The 17,408-nt window shown below is 32.5% G+C and carries 14 protein-coding genes; 8 read left to right on the plus strand and 6 right to left on the minus strand.

Features of this window, described 5'->3' with window-relative positions:
- Positions 1 to 11 precede the first annotated feature (11 nt).
- From B4H69_RS04095 to B4H69_RS04130, 8 genes are read left to right on the plus strand one after another with little or no spacing between them, the layout of a single operon-like run.
- Positions 12 to 995, plus strand: coding sequence for a DUF4861 family protein (locus tag B4H69_RS04095; RefSeq protein ID WP_180906622.1), 984 nt, complete (start codon positions 12 to 14; stop codon positions 993 to 995).
- 10 nt (positions 996 to 1,005) lie between these two features.
- On the plus strand, positions 1,006 to 2,220 hold the full coding sequence (locus B4H69_RS04100; RefSeq protein ID WP_180906621.1) for a glycoside hydrolase family 88/105 protein: 1,215 nt from the start codon (positions 1,006 to 1,008) through the stop codon (positions 2,218 to 2,220).
- 5 nt (positions 2,221 to 2,225) lie between these two features.
- Complete coding sequence (locus tag B4H69_RS04105) at positions 2,226 to 3,854, plus strand: glycoside hydrolase 43 family protein (protein ID WP_180906620.1); 1,629 nt, start codon at positions 2,226 to 2,228, stop codon at positions 3,852 to 3,854.
- Positions 3,855 to 3,898: 44 nt separating this feature from the next.
- Positions 3,899 to 4,666, plus strand: a complete 768-nt coding sequence (locus B4H69_RS04110) for a rhamnogalacturonan acetylesterase (protein ID WP_244958043.1) — start codon at positions 3,899 to 3,901, stop codon at positions 4,664 to 4,666.
- Complete coding sequence (locus B4H69_RS04115; protein ID WP_038330453.1) at positions 4,666 to 6,333, plus strand: glycoside hydrolase family 28 protein; 1,668 nt, start codon at positions 4,666 to 4,668, stop codon at positions 6,331 to 6,333. Before B4H69_RS04110 ends, B4H69_RS04115 begins: the two co-directional genes overlap by 1 nt.
- Positions 6,317 to 7,219 carry an alpha/beta hydrolase gene (locus tag B4H69_RS04120; RefSeq protein WP_291092828.1) on the plus strand — a complete coding sequence of 301 codons (903 nt, stop codon included), beginning with the start codon at positions 6,317 to 6,319 and terminating at the stop codon, positions 7,217 to 7,219. The genes B4H69_RS04115 and B4H69_RS04120 overlap by 17 nt, the downstream gene beginning before the upstream one ends.
- Positions 7,216 to 8,190 (plus strand): pectinesterase family protein, encoded by a 975-nt coding sequence (locus tag B4H69_RS04125; RefSeq protein WP_038330450.1) that lies wholly within the window; start codon positions 7,216 to 7,218, stop codon positions 8,188 to 8,190. Before B4H69_RS04120 ends, B4H69_RS04125 begins: the two co-directional genes overlap by 4 nt.
- 1 nt (position 8,191) lies before the next feature.
- Positions 8,192 to 8,932: a rhamnogalacturonan acetylesterase gene (locus B4H69_RS04130; RefSeq protein WP_038330448.1), complete on the plus strand. Its 741-nt coding sequence runs from the start codon at positions 8,192 to 8,194 to the stop codon at positions 8,930 to 8,932.
- Positions 8,933 to 9,015: 83 nt separating this feature from the next.
- Here the strand turns inward: B4H69_RS04130 and B4H69_RS04135 are convergent, their stop codons facing one another.
- The 6 genes from B4H69_RS04135 to B4H69_RS04160 form a co-directional block, all read right to left on the minus strand.
- Positions 9,016 to 9,867, minus strand: a complete 852-nt coding sequence (locus B4H69_RS04135) for a carboxylesterase family protein (RefSeq protein ID WP_052217427.1) — start codon at positions 9,865 to 9,867, stop codon at positions 9,016 to 9,018.
- A 104-nt stretch (positions 9,868 to 9,971) separates the two neighbouring features.
- Positions 9,972 to 11,426 carry a glycoside hydrolase family 30 protein gene (locus B4H69_RS04140; RefSeq protein ID WP_038330446.1) on the minus strand — a complete coding sequence of 485 codons (1,455 nt, stop codon included), beginning with the start codon at positions 11,424 to 11,426 and terminating at the stop codon, positions 9,972 to 9,974.
- Positions 11,427 to 11,431: 5 nt separating this feature from the next.
- Complete coding sequence (locus B4H69_RS04145) at positions 11,432 to 12,271, minus strand: endonuclease/exonuclease/phosphatase family protein (RefSeq protein ID WP_038330443.1); 840 nt, start codon at positions 12,269 to 12,271, stop codon at positions 11,432 to 11,434.
- 88 nt (positions 12,272 to 12,359) lie between these two features.
- On the minus strand, positions 12,360 to 14,606 hold the full coding sequence (locus tag B4H69_RS04150) for a glycoside hydrolase family 3 N-terminal domain-containing protein (protein ID WP_291092832.1): 2,247 nt from the start codon (positions 14,604 to 14,606) through the stop codon (positions 12,360 to 12,362).
- A gap of 10 nt (positions 14,607 to 14,616) precedes the next feature.
- The gene (locus B4H69_RS04155; RefSeq protein ID WP_038330439.1) at positions 14,617 to 15,957 is read right to left on the minus strand and encodes a glucoamylase family protein; all 1,341 of its coding nucleotides are present in this window, start codon (positions 15,955 to 15,957) and stop codon (positions 14,617 to 14,619) included.
- Complete coding sequence (locus B4H69_RS04160) at positions 15,957 to 17,390, minus strand: RagB/SusD family nutrient uptake outer membrane protein (protein WP_038330437.1); 1,434 nt, start codon at positions 17,388 to 17,390, stop codon at positions 15,957 to 15,959. The genes B4H69_RS04155 and B4H69_RS04160 overlap by 1 nt, the downstream gene beginning before the upstream one ends.
- Between the last annotated feature and the right edge of the window lie 18 nt (positions 17,391 to 17,408).

Genomic DNA, 17,408 nt, shown 5'->3' on the forward strand with positions numbered 1-17,408 from the left:
AATTAATACGTATGAAAAAAATTATTGCCACAATAACAACATTAATCCTTGTCACTTCTTGTAGTAACAGATTGGTTCAACATGAAAACAATGGATTTACCTATTCCGAAATTTCTATAAAAGAAGGTGGAAAATGGGTAGATGGAAAAAGAGGTCATAAAGAATATGAAGGCGGAACATTTCGAAATGTACAAGAACATACGCTTGATCCACAACATACCGATCATGCTTTCGATATTCGATACGAAGGTCCAGGTTGGGAAAATCAAAATGTTGGTTATCGCTTGTATTTGGATTGGAGAAATGCGGTTGATATTTTCGGGAAAAAGGTAAAAACACAAGTTTTGCAAGATGTTGGACAAGATGGTTTTGATTCTTATCACGAACCTCTTCCTTGGGGACAAGATATCTTGAAAGCTGGGAAATCGCTTGGAATTGGTGGTTTTGGGCGATTAGTGAATGATACAGTTGCGCATTTGCATCAAGTTGAGAATACATATGTCAAAGTAAAAAACAGTAAAAATGTTTCGAGTTTTGAAATTGATTATTCTAAATGGAAAACTGCGGATCACACAACAGATGTAAAAGCAAAAGTTTCGATTTATCCTTATGATCGTTTTTCTAAATTTGAATTGAAAACTTCTGTCTTAACGAATGGTTTAACAACTGGTTTGGTAAAATTCAAAAATATTCCGTTGCAGCAAAAGAAAAGCGCAAATGGAAGTTGGGGATATATCTCAACTTACGGAAAACAAACTTTAGTTGACAAAAATGATTTGCTTGGAATGGCAATTTTCTATAAATCGGATGAGGTAGAAAAATTAGTAGACGGAAAAGATGATCATTTAATTGTTTTCAAACCGACAACCAAAACAATGACATATTATATTTTGGCAGCTTGGGCACAAGAGCCAAATGGACTTAAAAACGAAACTGAATTCTACAATGATTTGAATTCGAAATTAGTTCAATTAGAAAAGTCTAATCGTTTATAAATAGTTGATAATGAAAAATATTTTAAAAACAACGGTTTGTGGTTTGATGATAATCTCGAGTACGTCTTGTATCAGTCAGAAAAAAAATACAGAAGATATTCTTGTCAATCCAAAGTTAAAATGGTCAGAACGAATGGCAATTTCAGAAACTATTCGTTTCCCTGATCCTACACTTTTAGATTTTCAAAACAAGCCACGTTGGAGTTATACAAATGGATTGGTTTTAGACGCTATGTACAAAGTATATGAGCAAACAAATAACCAAACTGTCTATAATTATATCTACGATTATGCAAATAGAATGATTGATTCGAACGGAAAAATTGATACGTATAAGTTCGAGAATTATAATTTAGATATGATCAAATCTGGTGACGCAATTTTTGATTTATACGAAAAAACAAAAGAAAAGCGTTTCAAAATTGCAATGGAAACGTTGGATAAGCAATTAGAACAACAACCAACAACAACGGAAGGCGGATATTGGCACAAAAAAATCTACCCAAATCAAATGTGGTTAGATGGTGTTTACATGGCCGAACCTTTTCATGCAAAATATGCAACAAAATTTCAGAGCGCTACTGATGCGAAGAAATCTTATGATAAAATTGTTTTACAATTTGACTTAATCGAAAAATATAACCGCGATCCAAAAACTGGTTTATATTATCACGGTTGGGACGAAAGTAGAAAAGAAAAATGGTCAAATAGTACAACAGGTCTTTCTCAACATTTCTGGTCGAGAGGAATGGGTTGGTACGGAATGGCTTTGGTCGATGTATTAGATTATTTGCCAAAAGATTATCAAGGTCGTGATAAATTAATCAAATACCTTAATCAATATGCGGAAGCGATTGTGAAGGTTCAACATTCTTCAGGGACTTGGTATCAAGTTTTGGATCAAGGAAATAGAACAGGAAATTATTTGGAAGCTACAGGTACTTCAATGTACGTTTATACGTTAGCAAAAGGTGTTAACAAAGGTTATTTGCCAAAATCATACATGAAAAATGCCAAAAATGGATTTGATGGAATTTTAAAAGAATTTATTCAAGTCGATGAAAAAGGTATTGTAAGTTTAGAAAAATGCTGTGCTGTTGCAGGTTTAGGAGGAAATCCTTATCGCGATGGTTCTTACGAATATTACATTAGTGAAGAAATAAGAGCAAATGATCCAAAAGGAACTGGACCATTTATATTAGCTGCATTAGAATTAAATCGTTAATCGCCATGAAATCAACATTAATTCTCCTATCATTATTAGGATTAAATTTCTTGCCAATACACGCTCAAAAATCAAATGTTTGGGTATCAGATTTAGGAAATGGGACGTATAAAAATCCTGTTTTACATGCAGATTATTCTGATCCTGATGCAATTCGTGTCGGTGATGATTTTTTCATGACAGCTTCCAGTTTTAATGAAGCGCCAGGTTTACCAATTTTACATTCAACTGATATGATTAATTGGAAATTGGTCAATCATGCCCTACCCGATGTTTTTCCTATCAAACATTTTAGTACACCAAAAAGAGGCGATGGTGTTTGGGCGCCAAGTATCCGATTTCACAACAACGAATATTATATTTATTGGGGCGATCCAGATTTCGGAATTTATATGGTTAAAACCAAAAATCCTTTCGGGAAATGGGAAGATCCAATTTTAGTTGAAGAAGGAAAAGGTATTATTGATACATGTCCGTTTTGGGATGAGGACGGAAATGCCTATATCGTGCATGGTTGGGCAGGAAGTCGCGCTGGCGTAAAAAGCCTTTTGACAATCAAAAAAATGAATGCGGAAGGAACAAAAGTCTTAGATAAAGGAAAACACATTTTCGATGGACACGAAAATCACCCAACTGTCGAAGGACCAAAAGTTTATAAACGCAACGGTTTTTATTATATTTTTGCTCCTGCAGGTGGTGTAGCTACTGGTAGGCAATTGGTTTTACGTTCAAAAAATATTTATGGACCTTATGATGAAAAAATTGTTTTAGAACAAGGAAAATCAACTATCAATGGACCTCATCAAGGTGCTTGGGTGGATACAAAAAATGGAGAAGATTGGTTCTATCATTTTCAAGATGCAGATACGTATGGACGAATTGTTCATCTTCAACCAATGAAGTGGATCAACGATTGGCCGTTTATTGGTGTAGATCAAGATAAAAATGGAATTGGAGAACCTGTTTTGACATATAAAAAACCTACAATTTCGAATAAATCTGAAATTATAAATCCTTCGGAAACGGATGATTTTAAAGGAAATGATATTGGATTACAATGGCAATGGAGTGCAAATCCTTCAATTGTTTGGTACAGTAAGTTAGCAAATCAAAATTTTCTTCGTCTTTTCTCGATCAAAGTTCCTGAAAATTCGAATAATCTTTGGACGGTTCCTAATTTGTTAACGCAGAAATTTCCTGCACCAAATTTCACAGCTTCAACAAAAGTAAAACTTACGCCTGAAGATGCTACAGAAGGGAAAACTGCTGGTTTATTAATCATGGGAACAGATTATCAATCTTTAGTTATCACAAATAAAAAAGATGGATATTATTTACAATTGATTCGTGCAGAAAAAGCAGAGAAAAATAATCCCGAAAAAATTCTATCCGAAGTAAAATTATCAACTAATGAAGTTTTCTTGAAAGTAAAAGTGAGCGAACCAAACGGAATTTGTCAATTTAGTTTTAGTGAAAACGGAAAAAAATATACATCAATCGGAGAACCATTTCAAGCTAAACCAGGAAAATGGATTGGAGCAAAAGTTGGTATATATAGTATGAGTTCTCAAGATGCGAAACGTGGTGGTTATGCTGATTTTGATTGGTTCAGAATAGATAAAAACGAGAAATAATGAAGACAAAACAATTTTTATATACTTTAATTTGCTTCATTACTATGTCAATTTTTTGTCATGCACAAAAAGGAAAATCAATCACAATTTTCTTAATAGGAGATTCAACTGTTGCAGATTATACAGGCGATTATGATCCTGGTAAAAACTATATGAAAAACAGATATCCAATTGCTGGTTGGGGACAAGAATTTCAACCATTTTTTGCAAAAGATAGCGTACAAGATGTGAAACATTTAGCGAATAAAAATATCATCGTCAAGGATAAAGCAAAAGGTGGTCGAAGTACGCGTACTTTTTTTCAAGAAGGTAGATGGCGAGAGGTCTATTCACAACTAAAAGAAGGTGATTACGTGTTGATTCAATTTGGACATAATGATGCCGCCGAAGATAAACCAGAACGATTTGTAAATTTAGAAGGTTACAAGGAATTTTTGAGATTATATGTGGATCAAACAAGAGAAAAAGGTGCAATTCCGATTATTCTAAGTCCCGTTGCAAGAAATTATCCTTGGAAAAATGGAAAGCTAGAAAATGTACATGGCGAATATCCATTTGTCGCTAAAGAAATTGCAAAAGAAAAAAATGTTGCATTCTTAGATTTGAATCAATTATCAATGGATTTTTTTAGCCAAAAAGGACAAGAATATGTAACAAAAACCTATTTCATGAATTTTGGAGCGAATTTGTACGATGCTTATCCAAATGGACAAAAAGATAACACACATTTTCAAATTGCAGGCGCAAAAGCTGTCGCATCAATTGTTTTCAAAGAATTCAAAACTATCATTCAAAACAAAAACATTAAATAATGAAAAAATACATAAAACTACTTACAGTTGCGTTAGCAATTGTTTGTTCTACTCATTTATCAGCTCAAGTTGATGAGAATATTTACAAGGATATTGAGTTTAATATGCCGAAAGTAAAAGAAACTTCGTTCCCAAATCGTATTGTTTCAATTGCTCAATATGGCGCAAAATCGGACGGAATTTTCAAAAATACAGAAGCAATCAACAAAGCTATTTCAGAAACAAGCGCGAAAGGTGGAGGAAAAGTTGTTATTCCGCGCGGAATTTGGTTGAGTGGTCCTATCGAAATTAAAAGTAATATCAATTTACATTTAGAAGATGGCGCTTTATTGATTTTTAGTAAAGATTTCAACGATTATCCTTTGGTTGAAACAAGCTTCGAAGGTCTAAATACAACGCGTACAGCTTCTCCTATTTCTGCTAAAAATGCGCAGAATATTGCGATTACAGGAAATGGAACAATCGATGGAAATGGTGATGCGTGGCGTTTTGTAAAGAAGGGTAAAATGACAGATTCTCAATGGAAAAATCTAGTTGCGTCTGGCGGAGTTTTATCAGATGATAAAAAAACGTGGTTTCCAAGTGAAGGCTCTAAATTAGGTTATATCAGCAGTTCTAATTTTAATGTTCCTGATAAAATCAACAAAGAAGATTTAATTAAAGTAAGAGATTTTTTACGCCCAGTAATGGTTAGCATTGTCAATTCGGATCGTGTACTTTTAGATGGTCCAACGTTTCAAAATTCACCTGCATGGAATATTCATCCATTAATGAGTTCGAATATTATCATTCGAAATTTGAATGTTAGAAATCCTTGGTATTCGCAAAATGGAGATGGATTGGATTTAGAATCTTGTAAAAATGTGTTGATTTACAACAATACGTTTGATGTTGGTGATGATGCAATTTGTATCAAATCTGGAAAAGATAAAGATGGTCGCGATCGTGGAATTCCTACTGAAAATGTAATTATCAAAAATAACACAGTTTATCATGCGCACGGCGGATTTGTGATTGGTAGCGAAATGTCTGGTGGCGTTCGTAATGTTCATGTTTCTGGTGCAACTTTTATCGGAACAGATATTGGTTTAAGATTCAAAACGACTCGTGGACGTGGTGGATTAATCGAAAATATTTATATCTCTAATATTGATATGATTAATATTCCTGCGCAAGCAATTGGTTTTAACATGTTTTACGAAGGAAATTCTCCAATTGTAGAAGATGATCAAAATGCAGATGACGAAAAAAGGAATGATAAAAAAGTTCCTGTAACAGAGGAAACCCCAACAATTCGAAATATATTTTTCAAAAACATTAATGTTGTAAGTTCTCACGAAGCTTTGTTTATCATGGGACTTGCAGAAATGAATATTAAAAATATTGTGGTTGAAAATTCTACTTTCGACACAAAAAAAGCTTTAAGTATTATTGATGCTGATGGAATTCAACTGAAAAATGTAAAATTCAATTACAAAGACGGAAAAGCGGTTACAATTTTTAATAGTAAAAATGTTGATTTAAGCACTACTGAATTCAAGTCTGCTACAACTCCAGAAATTAAGATTATTGGTAATGAATCTGATAAAATTAAGTTACCAAAAGCATTTGATAAGAAGAATGTAACAAGTTCTAAAGAAGTCAAAAAGAATGCAGTTATCAATTAAAAAGATTTTGTTTGTTTTTATGATGCATATGGTGATAGCCTTCGGTCAAGTTGAGAGACCGAAGGCTTCGCCTTATACAATCGAAACGACTTACAAAAAATTAAAGAAAAATTACCCTTTTATTACGCCGATTTCTTCGAAAAACTTTGAAAATATAAATGCTTTTGAGGATATAATTTATCAAGAAAAACATCAATTAAAAGCTGATATTTATCAACCAAAAAATCAAACTAAACCCTCTATAGCAATTGTTCTTGTACATGGTGGAGGTTGGATTTCGGGTAGCAAAGAGAATCAAAAACCAATGGCTCAAGCGTTGACTTCAGCTGGTTTTGTAACAATGGCGATAAATTATAGATTAAGTGATGTTGCAAAATATCCAGCTCCTTTAGAAGATATGGATGATGCAGTTAATTATTTGATAAATAATCGTAAAAAATACAAACTCGATCAATCTAAAATCGTTATTCTTGGCGCTTCTGCTGGTGCTCAATTGGCAACACTTTACGGCGTAAAATCAAAGAAAATTGCTGCAATTATAAATGTTGATGGAATTGTTTCTTTTATTCATCCCGAAGCTGAAGAAGGTACTTATGCCATTTATTTTTTCGGTTATACGAAACAAGATAATTTTGAACTTTGGAAAGAAGCTTCTCCTTTAGAATATGTTACTTCTAAAACGCCTCCTACTCTATTTATCAATAGTTCACAACCGAGATTTCGAGCTGGTAGAGATGATATGATGAAAAAATTAAATGATTATCATATTCTAAATGAAGCATACGAAATTAAGAATTCGCCCCATTCTTTTTGGTTGATGAACCCTTGGTTTGATGAAACGAAACACTACATTATTGATTTTTTAACGAAACGATTTAACAAATGAAAATCATTCAATTCATTTTTATAGTTTGTTTACATTTCATCTTTATCAATGTAAATGCTCAGTACAAAACAATTACTGTTGCAAAAGATCAACAAGCAGATTTTACATCTATTCAAGAAGCTATTAATTCTTTGAGAGATTTAGGACCTGATCAAGCTTTAATTCTTGTTAAAAATGGTGTTTATCACGAAAAAATTAGAATTCCTTCTTGGAAACATAAAATAACGATAAAAGGTGAAGATTCGGAGAAAACTATTATTACTAATAATGATTTTTCTGGAAAAATAGATGGTTTAACAAATCAAAAAATGACAACCTATAATTCCTACACTTTTTTGGTTGAAGCAGATGATATTCAGTTAGAAAATCTTACGATTCAAAACGAAAGTTGTAACCAAGGACAAGCTGTTGCGTTGCATGTGGAAGGCGATAAATTTGTGGCAAAAAATATTCGATTATTAGGATGTCAAGACACATTGTATACTGCAACAAACAGAAGTCGTCAATATTATCAAAATTGTTATATCGAAGGAACGACAGATTTTATTTTTGGTGAAGCAATTGCTGTTTTTGAGAATTGTACCATAAAAAGTTTGGCTAATTCTTATATTACAGCTGCGGCAACACATCAAGAGCAAGAATTTGGTTATGTTTTTTTCAATTGTAGTCTTATTGCAGAAGACAATTTGACAAAAGTTTATTTGGGAAGACCTTGGCGTCCTTTTGCCAAAACAGTTTTTATACATACCGAAATGGGAAAACATATTCTTCCTATTGGCTGGAACGAATGGAAAGGTGATGCAATGTTTCCAGATAAAGAAAAAACAGCTTATTATGCAGAATATAAAAGTAAAGGTTTAGGAAATAATCCTCAAAAAAGAGCAAGTTGGTCGCATCAATTAACCGAAAAAGAAATACAAAAATATACCATCGAGAATATTTTTAACGGATGGAATCCAAAGCAAAATTAACATGAAAAAAATAATTTTATCAACGATATTATGCTTGTTTTTTAGCATATCATTCGCCCAAAAAAGAACCCTATTTCTTGTTGGAGATTCGACAATGGCGAATAAAGAAAATCCAACTAAAAATCCTGAACATGGCTGGGGACAACTTTTGCCTGAGTTAATGAATTCTGATTTAGAAATTCAGAATCATGCGACAAATGGAAGAAGTTCTAAGAGTTTTAGAATAGAAGGAAGATGGAAAAAAGTTCAGAGTCAATTGAAAAAAGGTGATTATGTAATCATTCAATTTGGGCATAACGATCAAAAAATTGAAGATTCTGTTCGTTACACAAATCCTGTCACTCAATATCGCGCAAATTTGGAACAATATGTTACAGAAGCTCGTGCAAAAGGTGCTATTCCAATTTTAATGACTTCTATTGTTCGTCGAAATTTTAATGAAAAAGGCGTTTTGGTTGATACACATGGTTTATATCCTTTGATTGTGAGAAATGTTGCAAAAGATTTGGATGTTCCGTTTGTTGATATGCAATATTTAACAGAGAAATTGGAAATAAAATATGGTCCAGAAAACTCTAAAAAATTGCATTTACATTATCAACCAAATGAAATTGATTATTATCCAAAAGGCAAAGACGATGATACACATCTATCAAAACTTGGAGCCGAAGAAGTTTCGAAATTAGCGGTTAAAGAACTGATCAAGCTAAATATTGGCTTAGAGAAGTATGTTAAAAAATAAGTTTTTAGTTTTTATTTTAAATCAATACCCCTCAACAAAAAATTTTGAAGAGGGGTATTTTTATATTTTTTTTTAAAAAATTATTAGTCAACAATTATTCGATTATTTACTTTTTTATTTCCAATTATTGATTGATTAATAAAATTGAAAACTTCATCCAAATATTGTTTTCTCAATCCAGACCATTCATGTTTTCCTGAATTAGAGAAAATAGCAAAAGATGCTTGACTATATTTTCTATTTAAATCCTCTAAAGTAGCAGAACCATTTAAAGGAAAAAAACCTGGTTGATTATCCAAACAACTTCTGTGCGGCGCATTGTAAGCTGGTACTACATCATCGCTTAAACCATGTACATAAACTGTTGGCAAAACACTCGATTTTGTAACATAACGGTCGTCTACAATCGCTCCGGCATAACTTACTAATCCATCAATTTTAACTTGATTGAATTGATTTCCGTACCATAAATCTCTCAAATAATAAGCATTTAGAATAGTTTCTGCTCCTGCACTACTTCCTCCTAAAATTAATTTATTAATCGAAAATTTAAGTTCTTTTGAATTATTTTGAATAAAATTTAGCGCAGTTAAAACATCAAAAGAGGCTTCTTTAAAAATCATCAACTTTTCTTGTTTTGGTAAATCACACCCAAAACCAGCCGAAGAATTTGCCAATAATCTATACGAGATAGAAACAGCTATGAAACCTCTTTCTTGAGCATCTTTCATTCGTTCAATTTCTTCTTTATCCGCTCTTGTTCCTCCTGAAAATCCTCCTCCGTGTACCCAAGCAAATACATTATAGGATTGATTCTCTTTATAGTTTTTCGGATAATAAATATCAAACGCTAAATTATTTTTTTTATCATATACTATCGTTTTCTGCGCATATGTATAACTTATCATTAAAAATAAGGCAACTAAATATTTCATTTTTCTTCTATTTTAAATAAAAATTGCTTGACTTTAACTTCTTACGTCGTCAATTTGTCAAGCAATTTACTATAAATAATTTTCCCTTTAATTATTCTATTTTTTTACGAAATAATGATTGTGCTAATCGAATGTTCTTGCGAATTTACCTCAACAGCTTCTCCTTCTATCCATAAATTATATTGATATGGTTTATCTGTTTGATTCATCACAACCACCACAACTTTTCCGTCTTTGTTTACAAAAGAAGTCGTCATTAAATCTGAACGATTAGACGATGCTGCAATTCTTTGCGCACCTGGACGAATAAATTTTGAGAATTGACCTATGTAATAAAACGAATTTGTATATGTAACTTGTCCATTTCTAGTGTCTCCATGAATTGGTGCAAAACAGAAATTTCCTACGTGATTTGGTCCTCCTTTTTCATCCAACAAAACATTCCAATCTGTCCAAGCAACTGTACCTGAGTTAAAATCATTCATCATATTGTAACCATATTTTTCACCCAACGCCCAATTTCCCATTTGATTGTAATCAAATTGTTCTTTACAACCTTCTGTAAAAATTAAATTAACATTTGGAAAAGCTTCGTGAGTTAACGCTACATTATTGAATAAGTTTACACTTCCGTTCCATGTTTCATACCAGTGAAAACCAACTCCCCAAACATATTTAGCAGCTTCAGGATCATTCAAAATAGTTGAAGCACGTTGATAAATTAAATCACGGTTATGATCCCAAACAATAATTTTTTTATCTTTTAATCCCTTTTGGTGGAAAGTCGGACCTAAATTCTTTTTCAAGAAATCACGTTCTTCTTCAGCTGTATAAATACAAGATTCCCACGTTTGCGTCGCCATTGGTTCGTTCTGAATAGAAACTCCCCAAATTGGTAAACCAATTTTCTCATAATTCTCGATGAATTTCACAAAATAGTTAGCCCAAGTTTGGTAATATTCAGGTTTCAAAGAACCTCCTTTCAACATACTGTTATTCGTTTTCATCCAAGCTGGCGGACTCCAAGGACTTGCATATAAACGATAAGCGTCTTTCATTTCCGCTTTTGCCATTTTTATCATCGGAATTTTATAATTCAGATCATGTCCAATGTCAAAAGTTTTCAACTCTTTATCATTGTCTTTTACATACGTGTAACTATCGCTCGAAAAATCACTCGAATTTATTGTTGTTCTAATCAATGAATAACCAATTCCTTCTTTTTCGCTATAATAAGCTTTGATAATTTCTTGTTGAGTTTTCTTTGGCAATTTTGCTAAAACTTCCGCAGAAGCATCTGTGATTGCACCTCCAATTCCTTCAAATTTTTGGAATTTACGTTTTGGATCAATAAAAATCGCAATATCCGTTTCTTTTGGTTGCGGAAATTTTTTGACTGCTACTTTATCTGTTGATTTTGTAATTCGTTGATTAGTATTTTTTGCAGTTGTATATATTTCGATTTTCTTATTCGATAATTTAAAATCTTGCGCATTTACGGCAAAATAATTTAACAGCAAACCTGCAATAACAGGATATTTCAAATGTGATTTTGTCATAATTATTATTGAATTAAAAATTTGGCTAAAATTGGTAAATGATCTGATGGATATTTGAAATCATAGAAATCATCAATCGTATTGAAACTTTTACACGTTACTTTTGCATTCTTTTTGTAAAAAATGTAATCTAAAATTTCCGTTCCTTTTACATTGAATTTGAAATCTTCCCATGTAAAATCTGGTCCATAAACCGTTTGCGCATTAAGGCGAGTATCTAAATATTTATTTTGAATATATTTTACAGAAGCATCATCATGATTCATGTTAAAGTCTCCCATAAAAAATGCTGGATAATCTTTTTTACTTGTTAAATCATGAATTAATTGATCGATTAATTCTAACGATTTTTGACGCGCAACTTTTCCAACGTGATCAAAATGAGTATTGATTACCCAAAATTTCTTCTTTGTTTTCTTGTCTTGAAATAATCCATAAGTGATAATTCTGTTGTATGCTGCATCCCAACCTTTTGATTCTTTTTCTGGCGTTTCTGACAACCACATTGTTTTTTGTTCTAAAACTTTGTATTGATCTTTTTTATAAAAAATCGCCGAATATTCAGCATTTTTATCACTTGAACGAGGTTCTCCGATAAAATCTAATTGTGAATCATTTTGTTTGATAAAATCTAGTTGAGGAACTTGAGCTTCTTGTACACCAACAAAATCAGCGTCATAATATTTGATTAAATCAACCAATTTTTGTTTGCGAATATTCCAATGATTTGCGCCATCATCAACAGAGGCTAATCTAATGTTGTAAGACATAATTGATAAATTTTGTTGAGCAAAACCTATCATTGTCATGATTAAAACTAAACTTAAACTAATATATTTTTTCATGTGTGAATTTTTGTAAAAATCCAAGTAAGCACTTACATACTTACTTGGTTGAGAAATAAAACTAAATTTCTAACTATATATGAGGAATTTAATCAACTAAAGTAAAACTTGTTTTAAGTGAAGCGTTAGAATCTCCTCCAACAAAAATGTCGAAATCTCCTGCTTCTGCAACATAGTTCATATTGATATCGTGGAATTTTAAATCTTCTGGAGTTAATGTAAACGTAATTGTTTTTGTTTCTCCTTTCTTAATCATGACTTTATCAAAACCTTTCAATTCACGAACTGGACGCGTTACACTTCCTACTAAATCACGAACATATAATTGTACCACTTCTTCTCCATCGTAGTTTCCTGTATTTTTAACATTTACAGTTACTTTGATTTCATCTTTTCCATTTTTCATTGTTGATTTGTTCACTTTTAAATTACTATAATCAAACGTTGTATAACTTAAACCGTAACCAAATGGATATAAAGGCGAATTTGGAGAATCTGTGTAACGAGATTTATATTTTTGCTCTGCATCACTTTCTCCTAAATAAGGACGACCTGTATTTTTTTGATTGTAATGAATTGGAATTTGACCAACAGAACGAGGAAATGTCATAGGTGTCTTAGCCGAAGGATTATATTTACCGTATAAAACATCTGTAATCGCTAAACCTCCCATTGTTCCTGGATACCATGCATATAAAATTGCATCCATATTATCATTCTCCCAAGAAATTGTCATTGGACGACCAGACATTAAAACTAAAACAATTGGCTTACCAAGTTTCTTTAATTCTTTTAATAATTCTTTTTGATTTCCTGGTAAATCTATATTTGTTTGAGAAGCCGCTTCACCTGTTTGGTTTTCGTTTTCTCCCATAACCGCAACAATTACATCTGAGTTTTTCGCTATATTAATTGCTTCTTGGAAACCATCAGTTTTAGACGAATTAAGTTCTGTTCCTTGTGCATAAGTAATTTTTGCATTTTTACCTAAAACATCATTCAAACCTTCCCAAACAGACCATGCTTTTCCATAACGATCTCCACGTGCAGCCCAGTTTCCAATGATATTTTTCTCATCTTTTACTAATGGACCAATAACTGCAACTTTTTGAGATTCCTTTAATGGTAAAATTTGTTTATCATTCTTTAATAAAACCATTGATTTACGTGCAACATCACGAGCTTCATTTAAAAACTCTTGTTTCATTACCGTTTCTTTCTCACGTTTTGAATTTGAATATCGATATGGATCTTCGAAAAGTCCTAAGTCATATTTTGCTTCCAAAATTCTACGAACTGCAGTGTCAATCACATCTTGTTTTACTTTTCCTTCTTTTACCAATTTCGGTAAATGATTAAGAAAAGCACCACTCATCATATCCATTTCAATACCTGCTTCAACCGATTTTAGAGTTGCTTCTTCCAAATCTTTTGCAATTCCATGAGGAACTAATTCCTGAATCGCAGTATAATCTGTTACAACAAAGCCTTTATAATTCCATTCTTTACGTAAAATTTGATCGTACAAATATTTACTTGCTGTAGAAGGAACTCCTCCAATTTCGTTGAAAGACGTCATAAAAGATCCAGCACCAGCATCAACAGTAGCCTTGAAAGGAGGTAAAATATAATCTCTTAAGAATCGATCCGAAATTTCTACCGTTCCATAATCACGTCCAGCCTGCGCCAAAGCATATCCTGCAAAGTGTTTTGTACACGCTAAAACGGTATTCAAATCATATAAACTTTTACCTTGAAAACCATTAACACGCGCAATTGCAATTTTACTTCCTAAGAAAGTATCTTCACCAGCACCTTCAGAAACACGCCCCCAACGAGGATCAAAACCGATATCAACCATCGGGGCAAAAGTCCAATGAACTCCACCAGCAGCTGTTTCTTCAGCAGCAATTCGAGCCGATTTTTCAATAGCTTTTAAATCCCAAGAAGAAGCTTCTCCAAGTGGAATTGGAAAAATTGTTTCGTATCCATGAATCACATCATATCCAAAAATTAATGGAACCCCAAGACGTGTTTCTTCAACAGCTATTTTTTGTAACTTTTTGGTAATATCTGTTGTCGTTGCGTTAAACACAGACCCCATCATACCTTGTTTCGTGTATTTTATATAATTTTTATCAATTGCAGATCCTGTAACATCACCTCCGTCATAGGTATATTGTACCATCTGCCCTACTTTGTCATCAATTGTCATTTGAGCCATTACGTAATCAATAAATTCTGATTTCGATTTTGATTTATCAAACTTTATTTTTTGCGCATAAGTATTGAATGCTAATCCTAAGAAAGCAATTGAATAAATTAGTTTTTTCATTTTTTTGATTTTAATTCGAGGCTGTCGTTTTGAATTTCAGTTTATCTAAACCTCTTTGTACATCTTCATTTTGCATAAACAATTTCCACAATAATCCAGAGCGATAATTCTCTATCATTGGTGTAATTGTTCCTTGATCTATCGCCAAATATTTTGTAATCACTCGATCATTTTTTACATCAACCGCATCATACGGACCTGCTACTCCAATCAAGCTTTTGTTTTGTTTTTCATAAATAAACTTCAAGAAATCCATAGATTCTTTTGGTGTATATGGAAAAGATGATAATGCTGCTGTAGGAGTAATTACATTATTGTCATTTAATGGAGAATGAGCTGTATAACCTTCTGTTCCATCTGGATTGAAGGTATAACTTGCTGTTAATCCCCACATATTTTTTTCGTACTTCTTGAAACTCTCCGTTTTTTGTTGATTGTAGATGTAATGAATCTTTGCTTGATTTTTCACCACTTTTCCATAATCAATACCAATTCCATCTATCAAATTGTTCGGATTAAGTCCAATAAAAGAATATTGTGCCCAAAATAATGGACCTACATTTTTATCAGCTCCATTATGCTTTACAATCAATGGAACTCCGTATGCAGAATCATTTGATTTTATATCTCCATTTCTCGTCCAACCTTTATAATAAACTTCTGAATTGATAGAATAATTTGGTGAAGCCGCAGCAATAACATACGTAATCATGGTTTCATCAAATCCTTTTAATGGAAAATTAATTTTCCATTCGTAATTTGGTGACCAATGCCAATACAACACATTTTCTCCACGTGTATAAAAATTGAAATCGATTTCTTTCCAAAGTTGATCAGCTAATTGCGAAATCTCTATTTCTTTCTCATTTTTAGAATCTTTGAAATATTCTTTCAAACAAATTAAACCCTGAGCAAGAAATGCAGTTTCTACCAAATCACCTCCGTTATCGTAAGTACTAAAAGCTTTTACTTTACCTGTTCCGCCATTCAACCAATGTGGCCAAGCACCATGAAAACGATCTGCTTTTTGTAAAAATTTCAATCCTGTTAAAATTCGTTCAGTTGCTTCTTTTCTTGGAATAAATTCGCGATCAATCCCAACAATTAAACTCATTAATCCAAATCCTGTTCCTCCTGTTGTAATGATGTTTGAATCATTTTCTGGATAAAAACCATCAGGATGAAAACGTTCTCGAGCTAATTTTGAATGAGGTTCAGCATAATCCCAAAAATATTGAATCGTCTGTTTCTGAACTTTATCTAACAGCTTATTTTCTTGTTTTGTTTGAGCAAAAGCACTTGCGCCACATAAAAGAGCGCAAGTAACTATTGTTTTATTTAATTTAACCATTACCAACCTGGGTTTTGAGTCATTGTTGGAGTTTGAATAATTTGTCCATTTGGAATTGGAAACAATTCGTGTTTTCCAGTAACGAAAGTTTTACCATTTTTCGCCATCATTTCTTTTGCTTGACCAGTACGAACTAAATCAAACCAACGATCATGCTCAAATGCTAATTCTAAACGTCTTTCATTCCAGATTTTTAATCGTAATTGATCTTTAGACATACTTGCTACTGGAGCTAACTTAACACGTGTTCTAACGCGATTAAGAGGTGTTAAAGCGTCTTGACCAATCTCGTTTGCTGCTTCAGCTTGAATTAATAAAACTTCAGAAAAACGAATTACACGGATATTTTTGTCACCATCAGCAGAACCAAGATTCGCACTTGAATATGCTTTTTCGTTATACATCGGGTTTTCTACAGAAGTTGGAACTAAACGACCGTCATATAAAGTTTCACCTCTAAAAATGATTGTTGCATCACGACGAATAGCATCTCCTTCAGCATTAAAAGCATCTAATAAATTTTGAGAAGGAACATTGAATCCCCATCCCCAACCTCCAGTACCACGAGCACCTTGAGTTTCTGAATATTGTTGAACACCATGCGCAACAGCATCTCCACGAGCTTGAATTTCAAATAAAGATTCTTTACCGTTCTCAGTTTCTTTTCTCCAAGTTGTTGCGTAATCACTTTCTAAATCGTAAATACTAGAATTAACAACAGTTGTAGCCATATCGTATGCTTGTTGATTTTTTCCTTGGTATAAATATACTTTTGCTAATAAAGCTTGAGCAGCTCCTTTTGTTGCACGTCCTAAATCTTTTGCAGCATACTCATTTTTAGTAGGAAGTTTTGATATTGCATCTAATAAATCTGCTTCAATGTATGCATAAACTTCTGCTTTTGGTTTACGTAGTGCATAAGATGCTGGTACATCTAATTCTTGTATCACAGTATCTCCAAACATACGAACCAAATAGAAATAAGAAACAGCTCTCAAAAATTTTGCTTCCCCAATTAATCTATTTTTTTCTGCATCTGTAATTGATGATTCTGTCGTATATTTTATTGAATATGACGCTCTACCAATTGTTTTATAAAAACGTTTCCACATTGCTTCAATAGAACCTGTTGTAGAACTATGTAATAATTCGTCTAAATCTCGTTTATCTCCACCATTATCTGTAGAAGAACTTCCTTTATCTGCATTATCAGAAATCATTTCAGTAACTCCTAACCAAGAGAATGCATAATCCCAATCTGTAAACATTCCGTAAATACCATTCACATATTTTTCTGGAGATTGAGAAGCTTGATCATCAATTGCAATATTTTCTTGAGAATCAACATTCAAAAAATCACTTGTACAAGAACTTAATGTTCCGATTGAAAGAATAGAAGCTAATGTTACTATTTTAAATATATTTTTTTTCATTTTTTTAAAATTTTCTAG

The organism is Empedobacter sp. UBA6745, assembly GCF_002453775.1.
Lineage (GTDB): Bacteria > Bacteroidota > Bacteroidia > Flavobacteriales > Weeksellaceae > Empedobacter > Empedobacter falsenii_C.

What these genes read in the sequence shown, in the direction of transcription:
- B4H69_RS04095 (WP_180906622.1), top strand. Translation starts at nt 12, where the DNA reads ATGAAAAAAATTATTGCCACAATAACAACATTAATCCTTGTCACTTCT.
- B4H69_RS04125 (WP_038330450.1), top strand. Translation starts at nt 7,216, where the DNA reads ATGAAAATCATTCAATTCATTTTTATAGTTTGTTTACATTTCATCTTT.
- B4H69_RS04105 (WP_180906620.1), top strand. Translation starts at nt 2,226, where the DNA reads ATGAAATCAACATTAATTCTCCTATCATTATTAGGATTAAATTTCTTG.
- B4H69_RS04115 (WP_038330453.1), top strand. Translation starts at nt 4,666, where the DNA reads ATGAAAAAATACATAAAACTACTTACAGTTGCGTTAGCAATTGTTTGT.
- B4H69_RS04150 (WP_291092832.1), bottom strand. Translation starts at nt 14,606, where the DNA reads ATGAAAAAACTAATTTATTCAATTGCTTTCTTAGGATTAGCATTCAAT.
- B4H69_RS04100 (WP_180906621.1), top strand. Translation starts at nt 1,006, where the DNA reads ATGAAAAATATTTTAAAAACAACGGTTTGTGGTTTGATGATAATCTCG.
- B4H69_RS04140 (WP_038330446.1), bottom strand. Translation starts at nt 11,426, where the DNA reads ATGACAAAATCACATTTGAAATATCCTGTTATTGCAGGTTTGCTGTTA.
- B4H69_RS04120 (WP_291092828.1), top strand. Translation starts at nt 6,317, where the DNA reads ATGCAGTTATCAATTAAAAAGATTTTGTTTGTTTTTATGATGCATATG.
- B4H69_RS04145 (WP_038330443.1), bottom strand. Translation starts at nt 12,271, where the DNA reads ATGAAAAAATATATTAGTTTAAGTTTAGTTTTAATCATGACAATGATA.
- B4H69_RS04110 (WP_244958043.1), top strand. Translation starts at nt 3,899, where the DNA reads ATGTCAATTTTTTGTCATGCACAAAAAGGAAAATCAATCACAATTTTC.
- B4H69_RS04155 (WP_038330439.1), bottom strand. Translation starts at nt 15,957, where the DNA reads ATGGTTAAATTAAATAAAACAATAGTTACTTGCGCTCTTTTATGTGGC.
- B4H69_RS04135 (WP_052217427.1), bottom strand. Translation starts at nt 9,867, where the DNA reads ATGAAATATTTAGTTGCCTTATTTTTAATGATAAGTTATACATATGCG.
- B4H69_RS04130 (WP_038330448.1), top strand. Translation starts at nt 8,192, where the DNA reads ATGAAAAAAATAATTTTATCAACGATATTATGCTTGTTTTTTAGCATA.
- B4H69_RS04160 (WP_038330437.1), bottom strand. Translation starts at nt 17,390, where the DNA reads ATGAAAAAAAATATATTTAAAATAGTAACATTAGCTTCTATTCTTTCA.